Origin of the sequence: Thermoleptolyngbya sichuanensis A183 (assembly GCF_013177315.1) — a bacterium.
GTDB lineage: Bacteria > Cyanobacteriota > Cyanobacteriia > Elainellales > Elainellaceae > Thermoleptolyngbya > Thermoleptolyngbya sichuanensis.
On sequence record NZ_CP053661.1, the window covers coordinates 631,917 to 656,468 of the forward strand.

Annotated in this window: 20 protein-coding genes; 15 read left to right on the forward strand and 5 right to left on the reverse strand. The window is 56.7% G+C overall.

The genetic code is table 11. The features are described 5' to 3' along the window. The first annotated feature begins 3 nt into the window (after positions 1–3). Entirely contained in the window at positions 4–987 is a 984-nt protein-coding gene (locus tag HPC62_RS02780) for a nucleoside hydrolase (protein ID WP_172353651.1), read from the forward strand. A 135-nt stretch (positions 988–1,122) separates the two neighbouring features. On the opposite strand, the gene HPC62_RS02785 is transcribed toward HPC62_RS02780, so the two are convergent. After that, the gene (locus tag HPC62_RS02785) at positions 1,123–2,124 is read right to left on the reverse strand and encodes a glycosyltransferase family 2 protein (RefSeq protein WP_172353652.1); all 1,002 of its coding nucleotides are present in this window, start codon (positions 2,122–2,124) and stop codon (positions 1,123–1,125) included. Between the two features lie 492 nt (positions 2,125–2,616). Here HPC62_RS02785 and HPC62_RS02790 point away from each other — a divergent pair, with 492 nt between their 5' ends. Beyond that, positions 2,617–3,618 carry a class I SAM-dependent methyltransferase gene (locus tag HPC62_RS02790; protein ID WP_172353653.1) on the forward strand — a complete coding sequence of 334 codons (1,002 nt, stop codon included), beginning with the start codon at positions 2,617–2,619 and terminating at the stop codon, positions 3,616–3,618. Between the two features lie 251 nt (positions 3,619–3,869). After that, the gene (locus HPC62_RS23640) at positions 3,870–4,859 is read left to right on the forward strand and encodes a hypothetical protein (RefSeq protein ID WP_205370359.1); all 990 of its coding nucleotides are present in this window, start codon (positions 3,870–3,872) and stop codon (positions 4,857–4,859) included. 20 nt (positions 4,860–4,879) lie between these two features. Here the strand turns inward: HPC62_RS23640 and HPC62_RS02800 are convergent, their stop codons facing one another. Beyond that, positions 4,880–5,749, reverse strand: a complete 870-nt coding sequence (locus HPC62_RS02800; RefSeq protein ID WP_172353654.1) for a 6-pyruvoyl trahydropterin synthase family protein — start codon at positions 5,747–5,749, stop codon at positions 4,880–4,882. A gap of 128 nt (positions 5,750–5,877) precedes the next feature. Next, positions 5,878–7,341, reverse strand: a complete 1,464-nt coding sequence (locus tag HPC62_RS02805; protein ID WP_172353655.1) for a glycosyltransferase — start codon at positions 7,339–7,341, stop codon at positions 5,878–5,880. A gap of 564 nt (positions 7,342–7,905) precedes the next feature. On the opposite strand from HPC62_RS02805, the gene HPC62_RS02810 reads away from it, so the two are divergent. From HPC62_RS02810 to opcA, 9 genes are all read left to right on the forward strand, one after another. Beyond that, positions 7,906–8,079 carry a hypothetical protein gene (locus HPC62_RS02810; protein ID WP_172353656.1) on the forward strand — a complete coding sequence of 58 codons (174 nt, stop codon included), beginning with the start codon at positions 7,906–7,908 and terminating at the stop codon, positions 8,077–8,079. Next, positions 8,042–8,764, forward strand: coding sequence for a ribonuclease PH (gene rph / locus HPC62_RS02815; protein WP_172353657.1), 723 nt, complete (start codon positions 8,042–8,044; stop codon positions 8,762–8,764). Before HPC62_RS02810 ends, rph begins: the two co-directional genes overlap by 38 nt. A gap of 144 nt (positions 8,765–8,908) precedes the next feature. Next, positions 8,909–9,721, forward strand: a complete 813-nt coding sequence (gene cysE, locus HPC62_RS02820; RefSeq protein WP_172353658.1) for a serine O-acetyltransferase — start codon at positions 8,909–8,911, stop codon at positions 9,719–9,721. Positions 9,722–10,045: 324 nt separating this feature from the next. Further along, positions 10,046–10,510, forward strand: coding sequence for a CBS domain-containing protein (locus tag HPC62_RS02825; RefSeq protein WP_068510933.1), 465 nt, complete (start codon positions 10,046–10,048; stop codon positions 10,508–10,510). A gap of 49 nt (positions 10,511–10,559) precedes the next feature. Next, the gene (gene nblB, locus HPC62_RS02830) at positions 10,560–11,213 is read left to right on the forward strand and encodes a phycobilisome degradation protein NblB (RefSeq protein ID WP_172353659.1); all 654 of its coding nucleotides are present in this window, start codon (positions 10,560–10,562) and stop codon (positions 11,211–11,213) included. A 236-nt stretch (positions 11,214–11,449) separates the two neighbouring features. Beyond that, positions 11,450–12,085: a peroxiredoxin gene (locus HPC62_RS02835; RefSeq protein WP_172353660.1), complete on the forward strand. Its 636-nt coding sequence runs from the start codon at positions 11,450–11,452 to the stop codon at positions 12,083–12,085. 358 nt (positions 12,086–12,443) lie between these two features. After that, positions 12,444–13,499 carry a class 1 fructose-bisphosphatase gene (fbp, locus tag HPC62_RS02840; protein ID WP_172358752.1) on the forward strand — a complete coding sequence of 352 codons (1,056 nt, stop codon included), beginning with the start codon at positions 12,444–12,446 and terminating at the stop codon, positions 13,497–13,499. 368 nt (positions 13,500–13,867) lie between these two features. Then, complete coding sequence (gene zwf, locus HPC62_RS02845; protein ID WP_172353661.1) at positions 13,868–15,397, forward strand: glucose-6-phosphate dehydrogenase; 1,530 nt, start codon at positions 13,868–13,870, stop codon at positions 15,395–15,397. Between the two features lie 121 nt (positions 15,398–15,518). Then, entirely contained in the window at positions 15,519–16,850 is a 1,332-nt protein-coding gene (opcA, locus tag HPC62_RS02850; protein WP_172353662.1) for a glucose-6-phosphate dehydrogenase assembly protein OpcA, read from the forward strand. A gap of 56 nt (positions 16,851–16,906) precedes the next feature. On the opposite strand, the gene HPC62_RS02855 is transcribed toward opcA, so the two are convergent. Beyond that, complete coding sequence (locus tag HPC62_RS02855; RefSeq protein WP_172353663.1) at positions 16,907–19,054, reverse strand: recombinase family protein; 2,148 nt, start codon at positions 19,052–19,054, stop codon at positions 16,907–16,909. Positions 19,055–19,312: 258 nt separating this feature from the next. Here HPC62_RS02855 and HPC62_RS02860 point away from each other — a divergent pair, with 258 nt between their 5' ends. Further along, complete coding sequence (locus tag HPC62_RS02860; protein ID WP_172353664.1) at positions 19,313–20,644, forward strand: proton extrusion protein PcxA; 1,332 nt, start codon at positions 19,313–19,315, stop codon at positions 20,642–20,644. Between the two features lie 176 nt (positions 20,645–20,820). Continuing rightward, positions 20,821–21,477, forward strand: coding sequence for a hypothetical protein (locus tag HPC62_RS02865; protein ID WP_172353665.1), 657 nt, complete (start codon positions 20,821–20,823; stop codon positions 21,475–21,477). Positions 21,478–21,815: 338 nt separating this feature from the next. On the opposite strand, the gene apcB is transcribed toward HPC62_RS02865, so the two are convergent. Beyond that, entirely contained in the window at positions 21,816–22,325 is a 510-nt protein-coding gene (gene apcB, locus HPC62_RS02870) for an allophycocyanin subunit beta (RefSeq protein ID WP_172353666.1), read from the reverse strand. Positions 22,326–23,119: 794 nt separating this feature from the next. On the opposite strand from apcB, the gene glnA reads away from it, so the two are divergent. Continuing rightward, positions 23,120–24,538: a type I glutamate--ammonia ligase gene (gene glnA, locus HPC62_RS02875; RefSeq protein ID WP_172353667.1), complete on the forward strand. Its 1,419-nt coding sequence runs from the start codon at positions 23,120–23,122 to the stop codon at positions 24,536–24,538. Positions 24,539–24,552 lie beyond the last annotated feature (14 nt).

Here is a 24,552-nt window from a genome sequence, read left to right on the forward strand (position 1 = left end):
CCTATGGCAACCTCCACCCCCAAGCTGATTCTAGACACCGACCCCGGCGGCGACGACAGCCTCGCGTTTCTCTGGCTGCTGAGCCTGGTTAAACAGGGACTCGCAGAACTGGTGGCTGTGACCGCAGTAGATGGCAACGTCCACGCACGGCTGACCTTTGCGGCGGCGGCGAAACTGCTGGCGCTGTGCGGCTATGAATCGGTCGAGGTGGCGCGGGGCGTGATTGGCGGTTCGGAGGGCGATGCCGAAGATGCGGGCGATATCCACGGCGCAGACGGCATGGGCAACCTCTCGCATACGCTGCCGGAACCTGCCCAGAGCTATGAAGCGGCCCGCTATTCGGACGAGGTGCTAATTGAAAAACTGAAGCAGGCTCCAGGAGAAATCACGATCATCGCCATTGGCCCACTCACCAACTTGGCCGCCGCCGAGAAAAAGTCGCCCGGTGTGCTAAGGCTGGCAAAAGAAATCGTCATCATGGGCGGCGCGTTTGCGGCTCCAGGTAACATCACGCCGGAAGCCGAGTTCAATATTGCCTACGATCCAGAGGCGGCGCAGTTGGTCTTTGCGACCTGCGATAATCTGATCGTGCTGCCGCTGGACGTGACGCGCCATGTGGTGTTTACGCCAGCGATGGCAGAGCAGGTGATGGAGGTCGCGCCGACCAGCCCGATTTCTAAATTTGTGATGGGCTTGTGCAAATTCATGGTGGGCACGGCGCTGGCGTTTCGCGAAACCGAGGGGCAGCAGGGCTTTTTGGTGCATGATGCCTCGACGCTGGCGTATTTGTTCTATCCCGAAACGCTGCGCTTTCGCAGGGGGCAGGTAGAAATCGAAATCCTGGGACAATGGACACGGGGCAAGACGCTGCTAGACAATCGCCATAAGGTGAAACCGGGCGCGAACGCTTGGGTGGCGACAGAGATTGACAGCGTGAATTTGCTGGCGCTGATGATTGAGGATTTGAAAGTCTTGGTTAAGGATTGACGCTGCGGATCGTCGCCACTAGGAGTCGCTATCAGGATGCACGGTTGCTCCTGCGGCGGATACTTGCAGCGGATAGTTGCGGCGAATACTTGCGGCTGATGTCGGGGGTTTGCAGTCTGCGGACTTGCAGTCTGCTTAGCACTTCCGGGCGAGGGATGGGGAAGGGAGGCTGCTGCTGAGCAAATCTCGCAGTCCGCGCAGGGGTGCAACCAAGCGTCGGCTCAGGGCTGGCGGGCAGAGCAGTAGCGCTCCCTGTGCTAGCCCCTTGAGCGAGAGTCGGTTGCGCCAGCCGTAGCCTGCTGAGCAATAGACCTGCAAGGCAGAAAGGCGATCGCCCAAGGAGAGCCAGCAGTTAACCGCTGGGGTAGCGTATTTTTGCAACTGCACCAGGCGGACTGGCTCCAGTTCTCTCGGCAGGCTTACCCGCCGCAGCAGGTCAAAGGTGAGGTGCGTATAGTTTTGGGTGGCGGTGATGGATTCGTCCGTGGCGCGATAGCTGGCTGTGTATTCATCTAGAAAATAGAACGCTTCGGACGCTGCCGCCAGCCGCAGCCCAAAGTCGAGGTCGCAGGCGCTGCCCACCTCGGCCCGATCCCGATAGCCGACCTGACGGGCGATCGCCGTTTTCACCATAAACCCGTCATTGGGAAACTGTGCCACCAGCGCCGACTCCATCGGGCAAGATTGCCGCCCCGCCCGCGCCGCGACTCGGCGATATTTTGCGTTTAGCGCCAAGGAGGCTGAAAGGTCTACACGCCCTTGGTGATCCATCCAATACTGCTTGCCAAAAGCCGCGCTGATGGACGGATCGGCCTCGAAGCAGGCCGCAAGTTTGGCGATCGCCCCCGGCACGAGCAAATCATCATCATGCAGCAAGATCAGCAGGTCGCCTGTGGCCAGATGAAAGAGCTGGTTGACGTTCCTGGCCTGGCGGAGCGCGGGCTTGTTGCGGACGTAGCGCACCTTTTGGTTGGCAATCCAGTCTGCCAGCGCTTTCTCCGTCAGGTCGTCAGGAGAATCATCGCTCACCCAAACTTCCAGGTTGGGATACCCTTGCTCCAGCGCAGACCTCACCGCTTCGCACACCAGATCGGGGCGGCGATAGGTGGGAATGCAGACAGAAACAGAAGAGGGCATAGTGGGCAGATGTCCCTGCTGATGTAGTGTTGCCGCTGGTGTCGAGTGCTACCATGCAAATCCTGATAAGAGTTTAATGGAAACTTGCCCGATGGGATAGTTCGCTAAAGTATGGTTTTGGCATTGGGGCGATCGCCCATGCAGCGCCAACTTGCGGTACGCAGTGATCCGGTATTTGCAGGGCGTTTGGGACTAGAATTTTACCTGGGGTAACGTTAGCCCGTGTTTATCTGGGGCTTAGTATCCAGGATTTAGCGATCCAGCGCGATCCAGCTTAGTAATTGAACTCTTAGAGGATGTTTGAAAAGTCCTACTGTTTGTAGCAAAGCGTGCAAGATCCCCCTAAATCCCCCTTAAAAAGGGGGACTTTAAGGCGGTTTTCCCCCTTTTTAAGGGGGGCTAAGGGGTGATCTCTGAGTGCTTAACCTTACAGGCGATACCTTTTCAAACACCCTCTTAGTCATCTCATTGGGAATATCACAGGTTTAGTCCATGACTGCTGCTCTTCCTTCACAATCTGCCCCGCTGCCGCTGACTTCACGGTTGGTCAATGTGATTTTGTCAATCAAGCCCCTGGCGCTGTTGGCCAAGCACAACGCCCGCAACATGATGATTAAGCGGGCAGAGGCAATCGGCGTGTACTGGCGGCAGGAGGTGCAGGCGCTGCGGGCGCGGGGGGAGGGCACGACCTTTTCGCCAGCCTGGGAAGAAGACCTAGCGGCGGTGCAAAATCCCGACTTGGTGTATCCCGACTACTACTGCTGTTCTTTCCATGCCTACGAAGAGGGCAACTTGGGCTGGGAGCCTGCGATGGAGGTGGAAGTAGCAGCCCACGCGGTTCATGCCCGCATCTGGCCCGATGGCGGCGCAGAGGGCGATACGCGGCTCCGCCAGAGCTTTTTGGACATTTTGAAAGAGCAAGGCCCGGAAGATCCCCAAGCCATTCTGGATCTGGGATGCAGCGTGGGCATGAGCACCTTTGCGCTGCAATCGCTCTATCCGCAGGCGGCGTTGACGGGGGTGGATCTGTCGCCCTACTTTTTGGCGATCGCCCGCCACCGGGCCCGCACGGGTCGCCAGCCCAACAGTCTGCACACGCTGCAAGTCATGGGGCCAAAACCCGACGCGCCTGCGCCCCGCTGGCTGCACGCCGCCGCAGAAGAGACGGGCTTGCCGGATGCCTCCTTTGATCTGGTGTCCGCGTTTTTGATTTTCCACGAACTGCCCCAGTCTGCGGCAGTGCAGATTTTGCAGGAGGCGCGGCGCGTGCTGCGGCCCGGCGGCACGTTTGCCCTGATGGACATGAACCCCCGCTCGGAAATCTACGCCAAGATGCCGCCCTACATTTTGACCTTGCTGAAAAGCACCGAGCCATACCTGGATCAATACTTTTCGCTTGATCTGGAGCAAGCCCTAGTCGAAGCAGGCTTCGAGCCGCCCACCATCACCTGCAACACGCCGCGCCACCGCACGGTGATCGCCCGCGCCCGCTAGGTCTTCAGCCTCAGGTTTAGGATCGTCGAGGTGAATTGGCTGAATTTCTGCCTTTTGTGAGAGCGCGGTCAGCCCTTGATGTATCGTCGGGTCGAGGAAAAATCAGAATCGCCCAAGCATACTGAAATTGGGCATACTGGTGAGTAGCGCTGGTGCATCAGGCAAGCCATAGGCTGGTTGCGCTGGATTAGCGGTTCGCGAGTCTGCCCAAAATTTTGGAACCATGAGCGATCGCCCAATGGGGGCTTCTGATGACAAAACCTAACGCTTCTGCAAAATTGGCTGAGGTGCCCAAATCGCCCGAAGAAATTCAGCGCGAAAAACAGCGGATGTACGACGTGCTGTTCCTTCTGGAGCAGTTGTTTCATCGGGAAGAGGCGACCGTCAAGCTGGTTCTGGGCTGTCTGTATGACGTGGGCGCAGTGAACCTGATCAATCAGAAGCTGACCTTTCGCCCGCTGAACCGTTTGGGCAAGGGCACGGCGCGATTGTCGAAACCGCTCTTTACGGCGATCGCCATCCGCTGGTTTCACAAAAATGTCCCCCAGCTTTTGACGAAATGGCTGCACAGAAAGGTTCAATTTGAGCCAGAGGAGCCGGCGAAACCCGTAGCCGAAGCGGCCAAGGCAGAGATGCAAGAGACTGTAACGGCGGCAAACGCTGAGTTGGTGCAGCCTGCTGCGGTGGCTCCGGATCAAACGGCCCTGCTGTCCGAAGGCTCTGCGCCGCTGCTCCAGCCCATCTCGCCTAGTGAGCCAACCTACAGCTCCGTGGCGCTGGAGTTACAGCCTAGGGAGTTGCAGACGAACAAAACGAACCAGACGAACGGTAAAGCGGCGATCGCCCAATCTGCCCAGCCAATTACGCCGATGACTCAGAACGGCACGCTGCACCTGGTAGCCGATGCGTCCCCTATCACCCGCCCGGTTGAGCATTCCACCGTTGTTGCTTCCGTTGCGCCTGTAGCGCCTGTTGTAGCGGCTTCCTCGATCTCGCTCCAGGAGTCCGAAATGATGCCCCGCACGGCGGCACTGGCGGTGATGGAGGACTATCGTCAGGAGATTGCCCGACTGCGATCGCGCGTGAATTATTTGGCGATCGCCCTGATCAGCGTCAGCGGCATCCTCACGAGTGCCCTCCTGTGGGTTGCCACAAATCCCCCTGGCAATACGGTCGAAGCGGAAACCCGCCCGCAGCCTGTGCTGACCCAGCCCGCCATTAGCAGCGGCGCAGCAGAGTAGGAAATAAGAGTCAAGGAGAGCTACACCTTCGCCAGCGCTGGCTCCTCTACCTGCGATAACCCGCTCTGCTGCACAGGCAGCCCGTAGACCTCGGCGGAGTTGTTCGGGCTTTCGATTAGCTTGACTTTGTGCAGCTTTGCGCCGATTGCCCGAATCGGGTCTTCCAGCAGGTCGCGGATGTGGACAGCGATGTTCTCCGCTGTAGGCACGACCTTTGCAAAATAGGGAATGTCGTGGTTCAAAAACGTGTGATCAAACGGTTCCACAACATGTTCATCGACCGCCTTCTGAAAGGCAACCAGATCAGCGATCATGCCCGTGCGCGGATCAATCTCGCCCTTAATCGTCACTTCTAGGTGATAGTTGTGGCCGTGGCCGTGAATTCGGGCGCACTTGCCGTAGATTTCTGAGTTCTGCTCTAGGGTAAGGTGCGGCAGCGCCAGACGGTGTGCCGCGCTGAAGTGGGTGCTAATCGTGAGGTAGGCTTCCATGTCGTTTCCTGTGTAATCGGCCCAGAGTTCAGGATGTTCAAAAAGCTGAATGTTGATGATGGGCAAGTGGGGCGCGAGGCGATGCCAGATGACCCGTGCAATATGTTCCGTCGTGGGCAAGGTCTGCTGAAACTCGTCCCACACGTCGTTGAGATAGGCAAAGTTAAGCTGGCTCGTCACTTCTCGCTTAATCACCTGCTTCACGTCCGACAGGTTTAGTACCATGCCATAGTCATCTAGCTCGCCCTCCATTGCTACGTAGAGCACGTAGTTGTGCCCGTGTCCTGGGGCCTGGGCGCATAGCCCAAACTGTTGTCGATTCTCGTCTTCGCTTAGCTCTGGTAGCCAATAGCGATGGCTAGCCGAAAACTCAGCCCGACGATTGATGATGCATTTCATAGAAAAGCTGCTGGTAGAAAAGCCGCTGGACAGTTGTAACGTTCTGTAAAGATACTAGCGTTTCGCCTGGGCGGATGGGGGCAGGGGAGCGGCGTTAAAACGCTGAACCCTGTGTCTGGAGCGTTCCGCTACCCTTCTTCCAGCCAAAGCTCGTCGCTGGCATGATGCACCGTTTTTACCCACTTCAGGCGCTTGGGACGAATGGACATGCGGAGGGTGGTGCTGGCCACGATCGCCAGCCAGTGGAGCATGTAAATCGCGCCGCGCAGGGTTTGCAGCAGGAGTGAAAAACCGGGGTAGGTGCGGCCGCGGCGCACGTCTTCCAGTTCTGCCTTGGCTTCGGTGCGGGTCTGGAAGCGACGCAGGCCGATCATCATGCCCACCATCGACATGATCAGCGTGAACCCGGTAAGCGGGCCAAAGATGGGAAGACGACTGCGGGCGATCGCCATCAGCAGATCCGGCAGCGCTGCCGTTGGCATGATGTACTGAAACATGAAGAACGTCAGCAGATCCATCGTCTTGCGAGTGCCCATGCGGTTGCGAACGATCCAGCGCCAGTAGTCGAGGTAGCGCTGATAGCCGCCCTCTGCCCAGCGGTTGCGCTGATGCCACAGCCCGCCCAAGCGCGTTACGCCTTGCTCTTGCACCGCAGGCATTGGCAAAAAGTCGATGTCCCATCCGTCTAGGTGTAGGCGAATGGTCAGATCCAGGTCATCGGTAATGGTTTCTTCGTTCCACGCGCCGCAGCGTTCTAGCGCCGCCCGCCGCACAAACTGACCGTTGCCGCGCAGTTCGCCAATGCCGCCTACCGCAATTCGCTGCTGCTGGTAATACGCATCTAGCGCCATTTCAGCAACCTGGCCCTGAATCCAGAAATTCCCCGAATCGGGATGGTTGGTGGCCTGGGCGATCGCCTTTCGCACCTGCACTGCGCCTACCCGCGCCGATTGGAACAAGGGCAGCACCCGCCGCAGCAGATCCGCAGGCACGTCCGCATCAGCATCAAACACGCCAAAGATTTCGCCCTTTGCCAGCGCACAGACTTGGTTTAATGCGCCCGACTTGCCACCACTGGCCTCGGCTCCGCGCCGCAGCACTTTCAGTTGGGGATACTCACTTTTCAATTTGTCCAGCACTTGGGGCGTGCGATCGGTGCTGTGGTCATCCACCACCCAGAGTTCATAGCGACTGACTGGATAGTCGATTTCACACAGCGCCCGCACCAAGGGACCAATCACGCCCTCCTCGTTCTTGGCTGCCACCATCAGCGATACGAAGGGCAGATCCGCCGAGTTGTCGCTGGTCAGCGGGTGGGGCAGAGGGCGGGGACGGGCCGCCATCAGCCGCAAGATGTGAACCCCCATCAATGCCGTTAGACCATACACCACCCACGCCCCCCAGGAAACGAGATGGAGGGCGATCGTGCTGCTCCACACAATCGTCATTGCTAGGGCTGCCTTGCCCCTGCGTCCCGCTAGCCCGCGATAAAACTGCGACTGCGGATCGTCTGCATCGGACAAATCAGACACGATGGCATGAACCGGCTCTAGCTCATCGTATTCGTCGTCATACCAGGACTGCTGCGGCATAGGTTCACCCTTTGACGGCTTCCGTCATGATGCAGAGGTCTAAATCGGTCAAATCTAAATCTGGGAAGTTCTAGATTTGAGAAGAATCTGAGAAGAATTTAGATCCGTCAAACCAAAAGGAATCGAATGAAAAATAGCGCGATGTGCAACGTTCACGCTGCCCTCATCCCCCAACCCCATTCTCCCAAGTCGGGAGAATGAGAGAAAGAGAGGCTCGAAATCCCTCTCCCGCTCTGGGAGAGGGATTAAAGCCTTCGGCATACCAGAAAAGGGTGAGAGGAATCGGCAAAGTTGCACATCTCGTAAAAATATGGACTGTAGATATGAATTTGTCTAAGATGTCTCGGTCTAAAGTCGCGGTTTGGGAAACCTGTCGAGCGGACATTGCGCCGCCAATCTCCATCCTAACCAGGACGAATGGACGATTTGAAAATCCTTCAGGACACTTTTGGTACAGGACTCTTTCAGCAGTAGTCTACCAATCATTAAGCAATCCTAAAACTGAAATTGGCAAACCATCGTTAGATTGCCCGAAATTCAAGCCTTTCCATCATGCGCTAGGTTGTGAGGCGATCGCTCGACTCAGCGGTGTGGCTTCCCGTCTCACCCGCTGGGCTTCTCAAACCGCTGACCCTGCATAACCTGACCCAGACACACCAGGCTGATATTCTGATGAAGGTTCTTAGAGGCGAATGGTTTTATGGCGTGGACACGGCCCAGCGGGCGGCAGGCAGATGAGCTGCGTCCGGTTCGATTTGAGCGGCGATTCACCCGATTTGCGGCGGGGTCGGTGCTGGCGCACTGCGGCGAAACCCAGGTGTTGTGTACGGTGACGGTGCAGCCCGGTGTGCCGAAGTTTTTGGAAGGCAGCGGCCAGGGCTGGCTGACGGCGGAATATCGAATGCTGCCCAGCGCCACACCCCAGCGACAGGCACGGGAATTTATGAAACTGTCGGGGCGGACGCAGGAGATTCAGCGGCTGATTGGGCGCAGTTTGCGGGCGGCGCTGGATATGAAGGCGCTGGGGGAACGGACGCTGACGGTGGATGCGGACGTGCTGCAAGCGGATGCGGGAACCCGCACCACGGCAATTACCGGAGGATATGTGGCCCTGTGTGATGCGATCGCCTATCTCCTGTCCACGGGTGAACTGGAGGCTTCACCCCTGCGGCATCAGATCGCGGCGGTGTCTGTGGGGCTTTTGCACGGCGAAGCCTTTCTGGATTTGGACTATCCCGAAGATGTGGCGGCGGAGATTGATTTCAATGTTGTGATGACGGAAGAATTGGCCCTGATCGAGCTACAAGGCACGGCCGAAGAAGGCAGCTTTAGTCGGACTCAGCTTAACCAGCTTTTGGATATTGCCGAAACGGGCATTGGCGAGTTGCTCAAGCTTCAGCAGCAGGCATTGCGAAGCAGCTAAGCAAGACCCTGGACGGGCGATCGCCCCCCTTTTATCGGCTCAAAATCCTTCCCAAGAATCCCCCGTCTGGGGCTTATCAAAGCTTTACCCCAGAACGTTAAGATAAGGGATGAACATTCCGAAAAGGATCGGAGTTAATTTCTAGTGCTAGAGACACTCATCGCCGACTTTCGCGTCATCTTTGAGCGAGATCCTGCCGCTCGAAACTGGTTAGAAGTTCTCTTTTGCTATCCCGGTCTACAAGCCCTGTTGATGCACCGTTTTGCCCATCGTTTGTATCAGATGCGGCTGCCCTTCTTGCCGCGTTTGATTTCCCATCTGGCCCGCTTTTTGACGGGCATCGAGATTCACCCAGGCGCACAGATTGGCAGCGGCGTGTTTATCGACCACGGCATGGGGGTGGTCATTGGCGAAACGGCGATCGTGGGTAACTACGCGCTAATTTACCAGGGCGTGACCCTGGGCGGCACGGGCAAAGAAAGCGGCAAGCGCCACCCGACGCTGGGCGAAAACGTGGTCGTCGGCGCGGGCGCAAAGGTGTTGGGCAACCTGAACATTGGCGATAACGTGCGAATTGGTGCGGGGTCTGTGGTGCTGCGCGACGTGCCCGCCGATTGCACGGTGGTTGGTGTGCCTGGACGGGTGGTGTATCGCGGTGGTGAACGGGTCGATCCGCTGGAACACAACCGCCTGCCTGACTCGGAAGCTGAGGTGATTCGTGCCCTGCTGGATCGCATCGAAGGGTTGGAACAGCAGATGGAAAGCCTGAAACGGGAACGGGCGCAAACGCCGCATCTGTCCGTTCCCGCAGTGGAGCATCGCCCGCTGGTTGCTGCCTTCGTCGTGCCGTCTGATGCAGAAGCCGAACCGCAACAAGCGCCAGCCGTTGAGGTCAAATCCAAGTGTCGCTTGAGCGATCGCGTGATTGAAGAATTTCTGAACGGCGCAGGTATCTAACGGCCTGCTTTGATGGTTTCTATTTGATGGTTTCTACAAGATCGCCTCTACCCGCAGCCGGAAGTCCCACGACCTCCGGCTGCGGGTAGAGGCGCATCAATCCTGGGTATTAGTCCAACCGATGTAACAACCTGTAAATCGCCTCTGGGTTGGATCACGCCATTCCCTACAATGAGCCTATAGCCTGCTTTTAGCCGTTCCTCAAACTGTTCCAGGACTTACGCACTTGCGATAAGTTTTCTGGATTTTGGAGGATTTCTCGCGGGCGCAGCCCGCGAGAAATCCTCCAACTTCGTAAGTCCTATGTTCTTTTAATTTGCCGATATGACTGTAACCGTTGCTGATGTGATGACTCCCGACCCGATCGTGGTGCATCCCGAAACGCCCCTGAATGAGGCCATCAAGCTGATTGCCGAGCGGCGGATTAGCGGGCTGCCTGTGGTCGATGCCGATGGCAAGCTGGTGGGGGTTCTCTCAGAAGCCGACCTGATGTGGCGCGAAACAGGACCTACGCCGCCGCCCTACATCATGATTTTGGACAGCGTAATTTATCTGGAAAACCCCGGCAAGCATGAGCGAGAGCTGCACAAGGCTCTAGGGCAGACCGTTGGCGAAGTCATGACGGGCAAAAAGGAAATCGTCACCACAAAACCGAGCCAAACGCTGCAAAGCGCCGCCAAGCTGATGCACGACCGAGACACGACGCGCCTGCCCGTCCTCGACGACAGCGGCAAGGTGATTGGCATTTTGACACGCGGCGATATCGTGCGGCATTTGGCAGTGGAATAGTGTTCGGCTGAATCAATTCCAGTCTTTTAGGAATCCCAAGTTTAAGAAGATGACGATTACTCCTGAATCTGTGAAAGCCCTGCTGGAGTCTGGGGATTTTGGCGATCGCCTCCGTGCGGTGAACCAAATGCGGCAGCTTGATCCGGCGATCGCCTTCGATCTCATCCAAATTGCCGCCACGGATTCCAGCGTTCGGGTGCGCTACGCCGCCGTCAGCCAGCTTGCCAGCCTGGGCAGCCAGAATCCCGACATGGCGCTGGATCTGCTGCAAGCCAGCCTGCGAGATGCCGAACCCGACGTGCAGGCGGTCGCAGCCGACTCGATTGGGGCGCTGAAGCTGACGGCGGCCTACGAAGACCTAAAGGCGCTCTATCACCGCAGCACAGAATGGCTGGTGCAGTTCAGCATTATCGCAGCGTTGGGCGAACTGGGCGATCCGTCGAGCTTTGACCTGCTGCAAGAGGCCCTCGGCTCCACCAATGAACTGGTGCGGACGGCGGCGATCGGCTCCCTAGGCGAACTGGGCGACCCCCGCGCCATTCCCCTGTTGACGGCCTACGCCACGCACCCCGACTGGCAAATTCGCCATCGCGTGGTGCAGGCATTGGGACATTTCCAAACCCCAGAGGCGCGTACTGTGTTGGAGACTATGGTGAGCGATGACAACAGTGCTGTGTCCCAAGAGGCAAAGCTTTATCTGTAGGGAGAAATGGGTCGGTATCTACGGTTTTTACACAACAGATGCATCAGATGCATCTATTCGCAAATCGGGCGATCGCCCTTTTCAGTCCCCTCTTAGATTCCTAATTCCTTCTTAAGATTCCTGCCGCAACTGCCGAGATAGAATGATGAAAGTGGCTAATCCCGCTCGGAATACTGTACTTTGTGGGATGATGTAGATACCCTCAAATTGTTACTCTTACTACAGGAATTCTTTCTATGGCACTCCGACTTGGTGATACCGTTCCCAACTTCACCCAAAAGTCCACCGAAGGCGATATCAATTTCTACGAGTGGGCTGGCGATAGCTGGGTGGTTCTCTTTTCCCACCCCAAGGACTTTACCCCCGTTTGCACGACTGAACTAGGCCGCGTGGCAAACCTCAAGCCCGAATTTGACAAGCGCAACGTGAAAGTCATCGCCCTCAGCGTCGATGATGTGGATTCTCATGCAGGCTGGGTGGGCGACATCGAAGAAACCCAAAACACGAAGCTGAACTATCCCATCCTGGCTGATCCCGATCATGTCGTATCTGACCTGTACGACATGATCCACCCCAACGCCAACGCCATGCTGACGGTTCGCACTGTGTTTGTGATCGACCCTGCCAAGAAATTGCGGCTGTCTTTGACCTATCCCCCCAGCACGGGCCGCAACTTTGACGAAATTCTGCGCGTGATCGACTCGCTGCAACTGACCGACAACTATGGTGTGGCTACGCCCGCCGACTGGAAGGACGGCGATGACGTAGTGGTTGTGCCCTCGATCCCTACCGAAGAGGCAAAGCAGAAGTTCCCCAAAGGCGTAAACGAAATTCGCCCCTATCTGCGGATGACCCCCCAGCCCAACAAGTAGGCGCTGTGTGAGGTTGTCAAAGCTTGATAGAAAAAGGCAGGTACGGCGTATCTGTCCTTTTTGTTGCGGCTTTCTTAGGACTTACGCAGTTGGACGATTTCTTGCGGGCGCAGCCCACGAGAAATCATCCAAAATCCAGAAAACCTGTCGCAAGTGCGTAAGTCCTATTTCTTAAGTGCTATTTCTTAAGTGCTATTTCTATAGTTCGTCTAAAGTTCGGGTCAGTTCCGAAAATGCCTCCCTAAGATAGAGGGTGAAATCCGGGGGCGATCGCCCGCTTCCCTCGCCAACGCAGCAGGGCGATCGCCACACCTCCGGGAGCGTTTTGCAGGAGAATCTCATGTCTGAAGGCGATCCCATGCTGGATTTAAGCCACAAGCTGGCCCTCGACCGCGACTGCATGACCCTATCGCGGCACGTCCTCAAGCAGTTTCAAGACTTTTCGCCCGAAGCGCAAGACCTCAGCGCCCTGATGAGCCGCATTGCCCTGGCCGCCAAGTTGATTGCCCGTCGCCTCACTCGGGCTGGACTGATGGACGATGCCCTCGGCTTCACTGGGCAAACCAACGTCCAGGGCGAAGCCGTCAAAAAAATGGATGTATACGCCAACCAGGTGTTTATCTCCGTATTTGAACAAAGCGGACTGGTCTGCCGCCTTGCGTCCGAAGAAATGGAGAAGCCCTACCACATTCCCGAAAACTGCCCCATCGGTCGCTACACCCTGCTCTATGACCCGATCGACGGCTCCTCGAATCTAGACGTGAATATTAACGTCGGGTCAATCTTTGCGATTCGACGACAGAGCGACCCAGATATAGACGAAACCGGGCAAGACTTGCTGCAAAGCGGGCGCGGGCAAATTGCCGCAGGCTATGTCCTCTATGGCCCCAGCACCATGCTGATTTACTCCATTGGCACAGGGGTTCACGCCTTTACGCTCGACCCGACCCTGGGCGAATTTGTCCTGTCGAACGAAAACATCCGTGTGCCGGAGCATGGCCCCATCTACAGCGTCAACGAGGGCAACTTCTGGCAGTGGGACGAGTCGATTCGAGACTACATCCGCTATGTGCATCGCCATGAGGGCTACACCGCCCGCTACGGTGGGGCGCTGGTGGGCGACTTTCACCGCATTCTGTTTCAGGGCGGCGTGTTCCTCTATCCCGGCACGGTGAAAAAGCCCGAAGGCAAGCTGCGATTGCTCTACGAATCTGCGCCGCTAGCATTCCTCATCGAACAGGCCGGTGGTCGCGCCAGCAACGGCACTCAGGACATTCTGGACGTAGTGCCCGATCAGGTTCACGCCCGCACGCCGCTGATTATCGGCAGCACCGAGGACGTGGCGCTGGTGGAATCCTTCATCCGTGAGCGGCAGCGTGAACAGCAAAATCCTGTGATCTCCGTGCGGTCTTAGTGGGCGGCAACCGGCCATTCCTAAAGCCCACATTAAGGTTTGCTGGGTTGTCAAACAGAAAACCAAGTTGAACTGGAAGAAGGTGGTGTGATAAGGAATGGCTTTCGTTGTTTCACGAGGTTTGCGGTCTAGAGCCTGCTGATGGAATCTGCGAAATCTCATCTGGAGCGCAGGGCAGATTCAGAAACGCCCGTCAGGATCGAAGGTCAAGGGTGAGCGCGTCCTGCGGGCTGGCATCTAGAAACAATATCTGGAAACAACATCTGGAAATAACATCTGGGCGATCGCCCCTCAAAGCTGCTTCCACTCCTCCTCAACCTCTCATCCACCCAAATCTACGCACACTCTACGCACTCCTAACCTTGTCTATGGTCACGCTTCTAGAAAACCCCCTCCGCGTTGGTCTTCAGCAAGACCGCATTCCCGAACCCCAAATCCTAGTCATCTTTGGTGCCAGCGGCGACCTCACCCAGCGCAAGCTGATCCCTGCGATCTACCAAATGAAACTGGAGCGTCGTCTGCCGCCCGAGCTCACCATCGTCGGCGTAGCCCGACGGGATTGGAGCAACGACTATTTCCGAGAGCAGATGCGGATTGGGGTCGAAGAGTTTGGCGGTGGGCTAGGCAAACAAGAAGTCTGGGACGACTTTGCTCGCGGGCTGTACTATTTTCCCGCCGACATGGACGATCCGGTTAGCTATCAGAGTTTGAAGAACTTCCTGGCAAACCTGGATGACACCCGTGGCACCCGTGGCAACCGAGTGTTCTACTTGGCGGTGGCCCCCCGCTTCTTCTCTGGGGCGATCGAGCAACTGGGCGCAGCCGGAATGTTGCAAGATCCCGAAAAGCATCGCCTAGTGATTGAAAAACCCTTTGGCAAAGACCTGATTTCTGCTCAGGCGCTCAACCAGGTCGTGCAGCATGTGTGCAACGAAAACCAGGTCTACCGCATCGACCACTACCTCGGCAAAGAAACAGTCCAAAACCTGATGGTGTTTCGCTTTGCCAATGCCATCTTTGAGCCGCTGTGGAACCGTCAATACGTAGACCATGTGCAAATCACGGTGGCCGAGCGCGTTGGACTAGAGGGACGAGCTGGCTACTACGAAACGGCTGGAGCTTTGCGGGATATGGTGCAGAACCATCTCATGCAGCTCTTTTGTCTGACGGCGATGGAGCCGCCCAACTCGCTCGATGCTGACAGCATCCGCAACGAAAAAGTAAAAGTGCTACAAGCGACTCACCTGGCTGAAGAGATTGAAATCGGCAAGGGTGCGATTCGGGGACAATACTCCGCGGGCTGGCAAGACGGAAAGGCAATTCCTGGCTATCGTGAAGAAGAAGGGGCCAGCCCGACTTCGACAACCCCGACCTACGCCGCCATCAAGCTCAACATCGATAACTGGCGCTGGAAGGGTGTTCCCTTCTTTCTCCGAACCGGCAAGCGGATGCCCAAAAAGGTGTCGGAAATCGCCATCCAGTTTAAGGAAGTGCCATACCTGATGTTCCAGTCGGCATCGCGCCAAGCCAACCCCAACGTGCTGGCAATGCGGATTCAGCCAGACGAGGGAATTTCACTCCGATTTGAAGTGAAAACGCCTGGAACCTCTCTGCGAACCCGCTCGGTAGACATGGATTTTCGTTACGACACGGCCTTTGGTAGCGCCAATACCGACGCTTACAGCCGACTTTTGGTTGACTGTATGTTGGGTGACCAAACCCTGTTTACGCGGGGTGATGAGGTAGAAGCCTCCTGGCGCATTCTCACGCCGCTGCTGCGAGTCTGGGATGCCCCTGCTGATCCCGATGCGATTCCGCTGTATGAGGCAGGCACCTGGGGGCCGATCGAAGCGGAACTGCTGCTCAATCGGGATGGACGACGCTGGCGGAGGCTGTAGAAAGAGCTTGGGTCGAATACAAGCTCGAAGAATACAAGCTCGAAGAACAGCATTGAGACTCGAACTGGCTTGAATCTTACTTGAATCCTAGTTTTCTCAACCTTTCTCCACGACATTACCCATGACTACTACACCGCTCGTTACCTTACAGCAACCGAAGGATATTTCCCTCAGCGAGATTGAGGCGGAGTTGAGTCAGATTTGGCGGATGCAGAGTGGCGCAAAGGGAATGCCAGCACCGACTCGTGCGGCGACCTTTAGCATCGTGGTATACGCGCCAGAGGAATTTCAACAACTGCTGGCGATTCTGGGGTTCTACACTGAGGAGATTGACAGCTATTTTGGCCCAAGTACCAAAAAGGCAGTGCTGGCAGCCCAAAAAGCGCTGGGGCTGCGGATGACGGGGCGCTTTGACCCAGAAACGCTGGCGCGGCTGCGGGAAGAGGTGGCTAAGCTGCCACCGGAAAAGCGCGTGTTTCAAAATCGAGACGATCGTGGTTCAACGATCAGCGATGCGATCGCCGTTCAAAATCCCTGCCGCGTGGTCACCCTGGCTCCTACGCTGGGCGAAGATACGGGCGTGACGGCGCAGGTGTCGGCCTATTGCCCGATTCAAAAGGGCGGCAACGCAGCGTCGATTTGCGGCGAATATATCACGATGAAGGGCACCAAAGAGGCGCTGAACCGGGTGGGTGACTTGGTGGCAACGCTGATGATCCCCAGCCTGCCGAAGTTTGTCTGGTGGAAGGCAACGCCAAACCCAGAGCATGAGCTATTTCGCAAGCTGGCGGCGGCTTGCAACTGCTTGATTCTCGATTCGTCCTATTTCACCGACCCGGCCATGGAATTCCTGAAGATGCAGGAACTGATCGAGTCAGATACGTATATTGCTGACCTCAACTGGCATCGGCTGTCGGTGTGGCAAGAGTTGGCTGCGGCTGCGTTTGACCCCCCAGAGCGGCGCGTTGCCTTGGCAGAGGTAGACAAAATCACCATCGACTACGAAAAAGGCAATCCGGCGCAGGCTTATATGTATCTGGGCTGGTTTGCGAGCCGTCTAGGCTGGAAGCCGGTGTCTATTACCGAAACACCTGGCGACTATGACATTACAACGGTGATGTTCAAAGGGCCGAATGGGCAGGATATTCATGCCGAGCTAGCGGGTGTGCCGATTGCTGATGCGGGCGAGATTATCGGCGACCTGATTGGACTGCGCCTGAGTTCGAGCAACGCCAACGCCAACTGCTGTACGATTCTCTGCTCGGAAACGACGGGCTGTATGCGGATGGAGGCTGGCGGCAGCGCTCAGAACTGCCGGACGGAGCAGGTGACGGCGATAAACGATCAGAAGGCGGAGTTTCTGGTGAGCCAGCAGCTTCAGCGCTGGGGACGCGACGTGCTGTACGAAGAAAGTCTGGCGATGACGACCAGCATTTTGCGGCTGAAGGCGTAGATCTAGATCAGTTGGCTGGATTTGTCTTTTAGCGCGGTTCGCCTTGGCGGTTTGCCTTACAGATCAGCGGCGATCGCCTCTTCTAGGGGGGGAGCTGGGGGCGCAACTGGAGGGGCGATCGCCCGTGCCGCATTCACCAGCGTCAGCAGCGGCCCGCTTTGCTCTTGCCCGCTCGTAGACAGGTCGCTGTGGCAGAGGAATACGCGCTCGTCGGCGCGATAGAGCAAATCCCGAATTTGGCGCTCCAGCCGGTTCTGGTCTGCCGTTAGCGCATCGGCCGCCGTCCACCGCTGCCCCGACCAATCGCTGAGAAACAGCGGCGCTGCGAACAGCCCGCCGCCCCCCGTCAGCCAGAGCGGAGAACCCGCATCCAGCCAAAACTGCCAGCGGTGGGCAGAGCGATTGGCCCGGTACTGGAAGATGGTGGCCAGCATCACCGCCGGACGGGTGATCAGCGGACGCACGGGATAGGGATCGGCAGTAATCGTGCCGCCGCGCAATAGCTCGATAAAGTCCTGCACGCTTTCCGATAGCGGTGCGGCGTTTCGTAGCGCATCCATTTGTCGCAGGCGAGACTCCACCTCCCAAAAGTGCTGTGCCGTTTCCATGAGTTCACGCAGCGCCGCCAGCCGATCGTAGGGCAAGGTGCTGCCGCCATAGAGAAACTGCTGAATGGCGCGGTCGAGCAGCGTGGCAGGGCTGGGAATCAACCGCTGCTGCTGCTGCGCTTGCTGCGTCTCAATCCACAGGCGAATCGATTCATAGGCCTGGGTGGCCCGATAGCCCAGCCGATCCCACCGAGGGAAAGCCGTCGCAGGCAACAGATGCGGGCGATCGGGGTCGGGCACAAAGCAGTGATCGACAATCAGCCCAGCGCGAACCGGATCGATTGCGGGCGCGGGTTCGGGAGTGGCAGGAGGTTGGAGGTTGGAGGCTGGAGATTGAATTGGGGACTGGCTGAGGACAATCAGGAGTTCGGCGATCGCCTCTCGGTTGATCAGTCGCCCCAGCCCCGGATAGACCAGCGCCAACAGGGTCAGCAGGGCGCGAATCATGGGCGAGGCGGCGAGGGGCTGCTGATCGTTCAGCGCTTCTACGGCAATGCCCCGGCGGTTGAGGATTTCGCGCAGGGTGTAGCGGGCGATCGCATCCAGCCCCGGCCCGATAATCGCCACCTCATCAGGACGCACCCGCCCGCTGTGGATTGCCTGGGCCACCTGCTCTGCCGTTTCTCGCAGCAGTTGTGCCCGCGAGATGGTTTGGATGGATTGCATCGTGTCTGGCAGGTCTGGCAGCAGCACGGGTTCCCGCACCCAGCCCGCCAGCGCATCGGCCCAGTCGGTGCCCAGGGTTCCGGCAGGCGGGTCGAGGGGGTCTATGCTGCAACGTTCTGCCAGGGTTGCCAGCCGCGCCGGGTCGGCTCCCAACCCCCAGCGCACGGATCCCTGGGGGTTGTAGGTGAAAAATCCGGGCAGCCCCATGTCCAGGAGATGGGAAAACAGCGTGTAGGCGATCGCCGGATATTCGTCCACGTCATCCGCCAGCAGCGCACTGAAGCGATCGCCCAGTCGAGCCTGGTAGGTGGCATCGGGCAGCAGATAGCGGGCGTATAGATCCGTGGCAACGCCGTAGGTCAGCAGCCCCCGCTCCAGGCACCAGTCCCGCCACTGGGCGATCGCCCCACCGATGTGCAGCCACAAATCGGGCTGTGTTTCCGGCGGGGCCAGCCCTTGCTGGAGCAGCGGCGCAATGTCTTCTGGGGGAACCTCTGCCAGCGCCGCCAGTTGCAGCAGATCCAGCATCCGCCGCACCAAAAAATAATCCGCCACACCCGGCAGCGTCAGTGTGCCTTCGTCTAGCCCAGGCTGCCAGAGGCGCGTGGCCAGGGCTTGCTCGGTTTCGGGGCGCAGTCGCAGCGGAAACTGAGTGCCCACTATGCCCCGTTCTACCAGCAGCGGATAAAACAGCACCACCTCGCTGAGGAAAAATCCGGCCGGCGTGGCGGTTTCCACGGGATATTGCGCCTGCTGCGCCGCCAGCCGATCGGAGAGGTTGAGACGATTGTCGCCGATGGCGGCAAAGGCGATCGCCGGGGCCTTTGCCGAAGCGTTTTCCAGCGAACTCACCCATTCGCCAAAATGCTGCACCAATCGCTCTGTTTTGCCACTGCGAGACGGGCCCGTGATCCAGATCGACGGCTGCATTGGAACGCCCCTCCTCGTGAAAAAATTAGAATTTGCTACGATACTATACTTCTGGCTCTATACTTCTGGCTTTGAATGTTGTGGCTCTGATGGCTCTTGTGGATCTGATTGTGAACCAGCTTGTGGCTGATTGCTGAAATAGGGCAGACTTACGACTCGACGCATTCTATCCCGCTTCGCAGCGCCCATCTCCACCCCCGCTGTGAAGATTAATCGCTGTGAAGATTAATCTGTGTGCATAGGCAATGACAATCCCAAATGACAAACCCAATTGTTTCTGGTGTCCAGGCGTATCTTCGCTTTAGTCGGCGATGGCTGATGGGCACCCCAGAGCGTGCCCTAGATGATGCTTACGAAGCAGCGCTCCGCATCAAGGCGCTGGAAGATACCTACTTTGGGGGCGATCGCATCTCGTTTCAGCAGGGCAACTATAGCAGCAGCGCCCGCGCCTATTTTCAGACCGAATTGCGGAAGTATCTCAATATTGCCAAGCTGCGGCTGGCCGAGTTTCGCACCAGTAGCTCGATTTTGCAGAGCGATCGCCCCCCCACCGAAGTCCACATCGACGGGCAACCGCCAGATGCCTACGAAATCGACATTCTAGACCGCAGTTCGCTGATTCCTAAAAAGCTGGCTTTTGTAGACAGCATGATAGCTCGCTACGCCGATGGCATTATGCCCGTATCTTCCCTGGCAGCTCGCCCAGAGGTCGATCCGGAGCGCGGCAGAATGCAGCCCTTTGACTCTGGTGCAAGGCGATCGCCCAAGCGCCCAGCCGATCTCGAATCTATTGCCGACAAAACAGGCGTGCTGCCCCGCTCTATCCTCCGCACAGCCGACCGTATCAAGCGCGAGCTAGACCCCAACGCCGAACAGGAGGTGATAGAGGATTTCTACATCTCCAGACGGCGCACGTTTATCGCGGTGCGGCTGGTGCTGCTGCTGATGATTCTGCCGCTGCTGACCCAGCAGGTGACGAAAAATTTCCTGATCAGCCCCATAGTGGATCACTACCGCACGCCCGAAACCACAGGTGCATTCCTCAATGTAGACATTGAAGACGAAGCCTTTGACGAACTGCGGCGCTTTGAAGAACGGCTGCGGTTTTCCAGTTTAGTTGGTGCGACACCACCCCTAACCGAACCCGAAATCAACACCCGGCTCCAGGAAAAAGCTCGAGAACTCCAGCTTGAGGCTATGGCCAAAAGCAACAACGCCGTCAAAAACGTATTTGCAGATATCTTCTCAGCGCTGGTTTTTGGTGCAGTCTTGCTGAGCAGCCGTCGTGAAATTGAGGTGCTGAAGTCCTTTATGGATGAAATCGTCTATGGGCTGAGCGACAGCGCCAAAGCGTTTATTATTATATTGCTGACGGATATTTTCGTAGGGTTCCACTCGCCCCACGGGTGGGAGGTTTTGCTAGAGGGCGTTTCCCGGCATTTTGGCATTCCCGAAAGCCGCGACTTTATCTTCCTCTTCATTGCGACCTTCCCTGTCATCCTCGACACCATTTTCAAATACTGGATTTTCCGCTATCTCAATCGCATCTCGCCCTCTGCCGTGGCCACCTACCGCAACATGAACGAGTAATTTGAACGAGTAACTTTTCGAGTAACTTTCAAGGGTGAATGGCTGGACACTCGTGCAGGAAAAATTCGCTGCGGCAATCCTCGCGACCCTCCTACTCCCGTACTTTGCCGGATGGCAGAACTCTGGCGATAAACCAAGAATTGTAGTACGTACTGGTGTTGCCCTCTTTTACCGCCATGCAATCCCTCAATCCAGCGTCCCCATCCGGCTTGCCCAATCTGCCCTCCTCCACGTTGCCGACAGTTGAAATCCTGGAACTCCGGACGGACTATCGTTCTTGCCACATTGTTCTACCCGACTCGAACGAACGCACAGCGGCGATCGCCCTCGCTGGAGAATACTACAGCTTCTTTCGCGTTGAAAAGTCCGAAGCCCGCGCTCAATCAATCTGCGCCAAACTGATGCAACGAGGACACCGACCCGTTATCACACGAGTCCCCAAAGGATTTGTCGTGTGGACGCTGGAACCCAACGCCCAGCTTGCGACCCAAGCCACTTCAGCCAGATTGTCCGACACCAGTTCGTCTCTAAATTCCTCAACTGGCGCTCCTTCAGAAAAGGCTGCAACAGATGCACCCGTTGCGCCGTACCGAATTTTGGTTTCTCCCGATCAGTACAAGTTCTGCAACATTCGCGTCCCCGATCTGGACAAGCGGCTGATGGCCATTTGTGTAGATGGGTTGTTTTACAGCCTGTTCAAAACCCTTGAAGACGTGCAGCAGGCGGTTCAGATCGTGAAAAAGCTTAACTATCGCGGCAACGAAACGATTATTACCAAAAACGCCAAGGGCTATAGCCTGTGGGTGCTGGAACCCGATGCCCGCATGGATTGATCGCCATGAACCCGTTGCCAGTTCTGTGAGTTCTGTGAGTGCTTGTTTTTGTGGGCATTTGGGGGAACAGGGCGTTTTTGTGACCAGTAGGGGCGATCGCCCGCTCTCAAACAAATTGTCCTCTCTCGGGCAAACGGCAAAACAGCAGCAAAAAGCGGGATGAAGCAACGCCTTACCCCGCTCAATGGTCAATAACAACTTTTAGTCGATAGCTTTGATCAACCACTCCGAATCAATCACTCTATCCACACGCTCTATTGACTGACAGAACCCAAAAACCTGTGGATAACGCTTCAAAGCAGATAAAGTCCCAAAAACAAAACACTTAGAGGTTGGTTTTAGAGGCTGGTTTCGCTCAGTTCGCGAATCATGTAATCAAAGGGCTGATCTAGGAAACCTGTGTCGGTAATGCCGGCCTCAGCAACCTGCGCTGCCACCATTTCCTTGAGAATCTGAATTCCGCGCACCGTCGGCCCAATCGGCACACCCAGGGAGTTATAGGTTTCCCGAAGTCCTTCTAGCACTCGCTCATCCAGCAGGTTTGTATTGCCGGCCACCAGCGCATAGCTAGCATAGCGAAGATAGTAGTCCATGTCGCGCAGGCAAGCCGCATAGCGCCGCGTCGTATAAGCATTGCCGCCGGGGCGAATCAGTTCAGGCACCTCTTCAAACAAGCGCGACCCAGCCTGCCTGACGATACCCGCAGCATTTGAATTAATCACAGCCGCCGCTTGCACTCGGGAAACCCCGGTGCTGAAGTAGGACTTCAGCGTGTCTAGCGCATCGCGATCGAGGTAGCGGCCTTTCAGATCGTAGTTTTCAATCAGGCTTGTGACAGCGTCCCGCATGAAACAAAATCTCCCAACACGACCAAAATCCAGGTTTTTGCCAACACAGAGTGCAACGCTTTGAAACAAGCCAAAGCTGCAACACAGTCCTGATTTAGGAGCCTGAAATGAGCGCTAAAACAGCACTCGAGATACCCCTGCTCAGGCTGAAACGTGCTTTGACTATGGCGTTTCAAAACGTGCTTATTAAATTGCTTATGGTAAAGTCTATCACGCAAGATTGGGCCCTACTTCGCCCCACTGCTCTGGATAGTCTGGGTTTGCGATTAAGTTTTGTATCGCTATTTTGTATCACCCTTCGGATCATCCGCTGTCTCAAGCTTCGGGTCTAAGAAGACTGCTATTCAGGACTTTATCGCAGTGGCAATCTGTTCCAATCCGTTCCAATCTGTTCCAAATCGTACAAAGCTGATTTCCAGGGTTAAGCCCCGCTTTTGTTGCCTATTATACAAAAACCGCCTACGCCTCTCCTTAGGATGATTCAGGTGTAATCAAGGCCTGGACTCTAACACCTCTGACTGCTGATAAACTCCTGCTGTTGATCAGCATTAGAGATGTATAACTCCATTTATTGAAGACTGCATTAAGACTGCATTTTGTATGACGCTGCTCTAAGTGTTGAATGTAGTCTAGGCGGCACTTCTAGCTGAACTGGCTAGAGGATAGAGACCTCTGAGGGATGCTTCCCCCTTATGCCCAGGCAAGCAGGTGTCAGGCGCTTGGCGATCGCACACCAGTCTCACTGCTAAACAACATCCGAGTCAAGATGGCTCAAATCACTGAAGGAGTAGTTCATGACGACCCCGCAAGAAGTCTTAAGCCTAATCAAAGACCAGGGCATTAAGCTGATTGACCTCAAGTTTATCGACCTGCCCGGCATCTGGCAGCACTTGACCGTATACGAGAACCAGATCGACGAAAGCAGCTTTACCGATGGGGTCGCCTTCGACGGTTCCAGCATCCGGGGTTGGAAGGCGATCAACGAGTCGGATATGAGCATGGTGCTCGATCCCAACACCGCATGGATCGACCCCTTCATGGCAGAGCCAACGCTGAGCGTCATTTGCAGCATCAAGGAGCCTCGCACAGGCGAACCCTATTCTCGTTGCCCCCGCGTCATTGCTCAGAAAGCGATTGACTATCTGGCTTCCACGGGCATTGGCGACACTGCCTTCTTTGGCCCAGAGGCAGAGTTCTTTATTTTCGATGATGTGCGCTTTGACCAGAACCAGCACGAAGGCTACTACTACGTAGACTCGATCGAAGGCCGCTGGAACTCGGGCCGCAAAGAGGAGGGCGGCAACCTGGGCTACAAGCCCCGCTACAAGGAAGGCTACTTCCCCGTTGCGCCCACCGACACTTCGCAGGATATGCGGAGCGAAATGCTGCTGACGATGGCCAAGTGCGGCGTGCCCATCGAAAAGCATCACCACGAAGTGGCGACAGGCGGACAGTGCGAACTGGGCATTCGCTTTGACACCTTGGTTCAGTCGGCCGACAACCTGATGATTTACAAGTACGTCATCAAGAACGTCGCTCGGAAGTATGGCAAGACCGTCACCTTCATGCCCAAGCCCGTGTTTAACGACAATGGCTCTGGGATGCACACCCACCAGTCCATCTGGAAAGACGGGCAACCCCTGTTTGCAGGCGACGGCTATGCGGGGCTGAGCCAGATGGCGCTGTGGTATATCGGCGGCATTCTGAAGCACGCTCCAGCGCTGCTAGCCTTCACCAACCCGACGACGAACTCCTACAAGCGTCTGGTGCCCGGTTTCGAGGCTCCGGTGAACCTGGCCTACTCCCAGGGCAACCGTTCCGCGTCGGTGCGGATTCCGCTGTCTGGTTCCAATCCGAAGGCAAAGCGTTTAGAGTTCCGCTGCCCCGACGCGACCTCTAACCCCTACCTTGCCTTTGCGGCGATGCTCTGCGCGGGCATCGACGGCATCAAGAACCAGATTGATCCGGGTGAGCCGCTGGATGTGGACATCTACGACCTCAGCCCGGAAGAACTGGCGAAGATTCCTTCGACCCCTGGCTCGCTGGAAGATGCGCTGGAGTGCTTAGAGAAAGATCACGAGTTCCTGACGGCGGGTGGTGTCTTCACCGAAGACCTGATTAACACCTGGATTCAGTACAAGCTGGACAACGAGGTGAACCCGATGCGTCTGCGTCCGCACCCCTACGAGTTCTCGCTCTACTACGATTGCTAGGGTGGAGCTTTAGG

Bases quoted from the DNA above. Each gene is read 5' to 3' on its own strand.
- HPC62_RS02800 (WP_172353654.1), bottom strand. From the start codon at position 5,749: ATGAAATGCATCATCAATCGTCGGGCTGAGTTTTCGGCTAGCCATCGC.
- HPC62_RS02805 (WP_172353655.1), bottom strand. From the start codon at position 7,341: ATGCCGCAGCAGTCCTGGTATGACGACGAATACGATGAGCTAGAGCCG.
- zwf (WP_172353661.1), top strand. From the start codon at position 13,868: ATGGTCACGCTTCTAGAAAACCCCCTCCGCGTTGGTCTTCAGCAAGAC.
- HPC62_RS02860 (WP_172353664.1), top strand. From the start codon at position 19,313: ATGACAAACCCAATTGTTTCTGGTGTCCAGGCGTATCTTCGCTTTAGT.
- nblB (WP_172353659.1), top strand. From the start codon at position 10,560: ATGACGATTACTCCTGAATCTGTGAAAGCCCTGCTGGAGTCTGGGGAT.
- opcA (WP_172353662.1), top strand. From the start codon at position 15,519: ATGACTACTACACCGCTCGTTACCTTACAGCAACCGAAGGATATTTCC.
- HPC62_RS02825 (WP_068510933.1), top strand. From the start codon at position 10,046: ATGACTGTAACCGTTGCTGATGTGATGACTCCCGACCCGATCGTGGTG.
- fbp (WP_172358752.1), top strand. From the start codon at position 12,444: ATGCTGGATTTAAGCCACAAGCTGGCCCTCGACCGCGACTGCATGACC.
- glnA (WP_172353667.1), top strand. From the start codon at position 23,120: ATGACGACCCCGCAAGAAGTCTTAAGCCTAATCAAAGACCAGGGCATT.
- HPC62_RS23640 (WP_205370359.1), top strand. From the start codon at position 3,870: ATGACAAAACCTAACGCTTCTGCAAAATTGGCTGAGGTGCCCAAATCG.
- HPC62_RS02835 (WP_172353660.1), top strand. From the start codon at position 11,450: ATGGCACTCCGACTTGGTGATACCGTTCCCAACTTCACCCAAAAGTCC.
- HPC62_RS02865 (WP_172353665.1), top strand. From the start codon at position 20,821: ATGCAATCCCTCAATCCAGCGTCCCCATCCGGCTTGCCCAATCTGCCC.
- HPC62_RS02780 (WP_172353651.1), top strand. From the start codon at position 4: ATGGCAACCTCCACCCCCAAGCTGATTCTAGACACCGACCCCGGCGGC.
- HPC62_RS02855 (WP_172353663.1), bottom strand. From the start codon at position 19,054: ATGCAGCCGTCGATCTGGATCACGGGCCCGTCTCGCAGTGGCAAAACA.
- HPC62_RS02790 (WP_172353653.1), top strand. From the start codon at position 2,617: ATGACTGCTGCTCTTCCTTCACAATCTGCCCCGCTGCCGCTGACTTCA.
- apcB (WP_172353666.1), bottom strand. From the start codon at position 22,325: ATGCGGGACGCTGTCACAAGCCTGATTGAAAACTACGATCTGAAAGGC.
- HPC62_RS02785 (WP_172353652.1), bottom strand. From the start codon at position 2,124: ATGCCCTCTTCTGTTTCTGTCTGCATTCCCACCTATCGCCGCCCCGAT.
- rph (WP_172353657.1), top strand. From the start codon at position 8,042: ATGGCGTGGACACGGCCCAGCGGGCGGCAGGCAGATGAGCTGCGTCCG.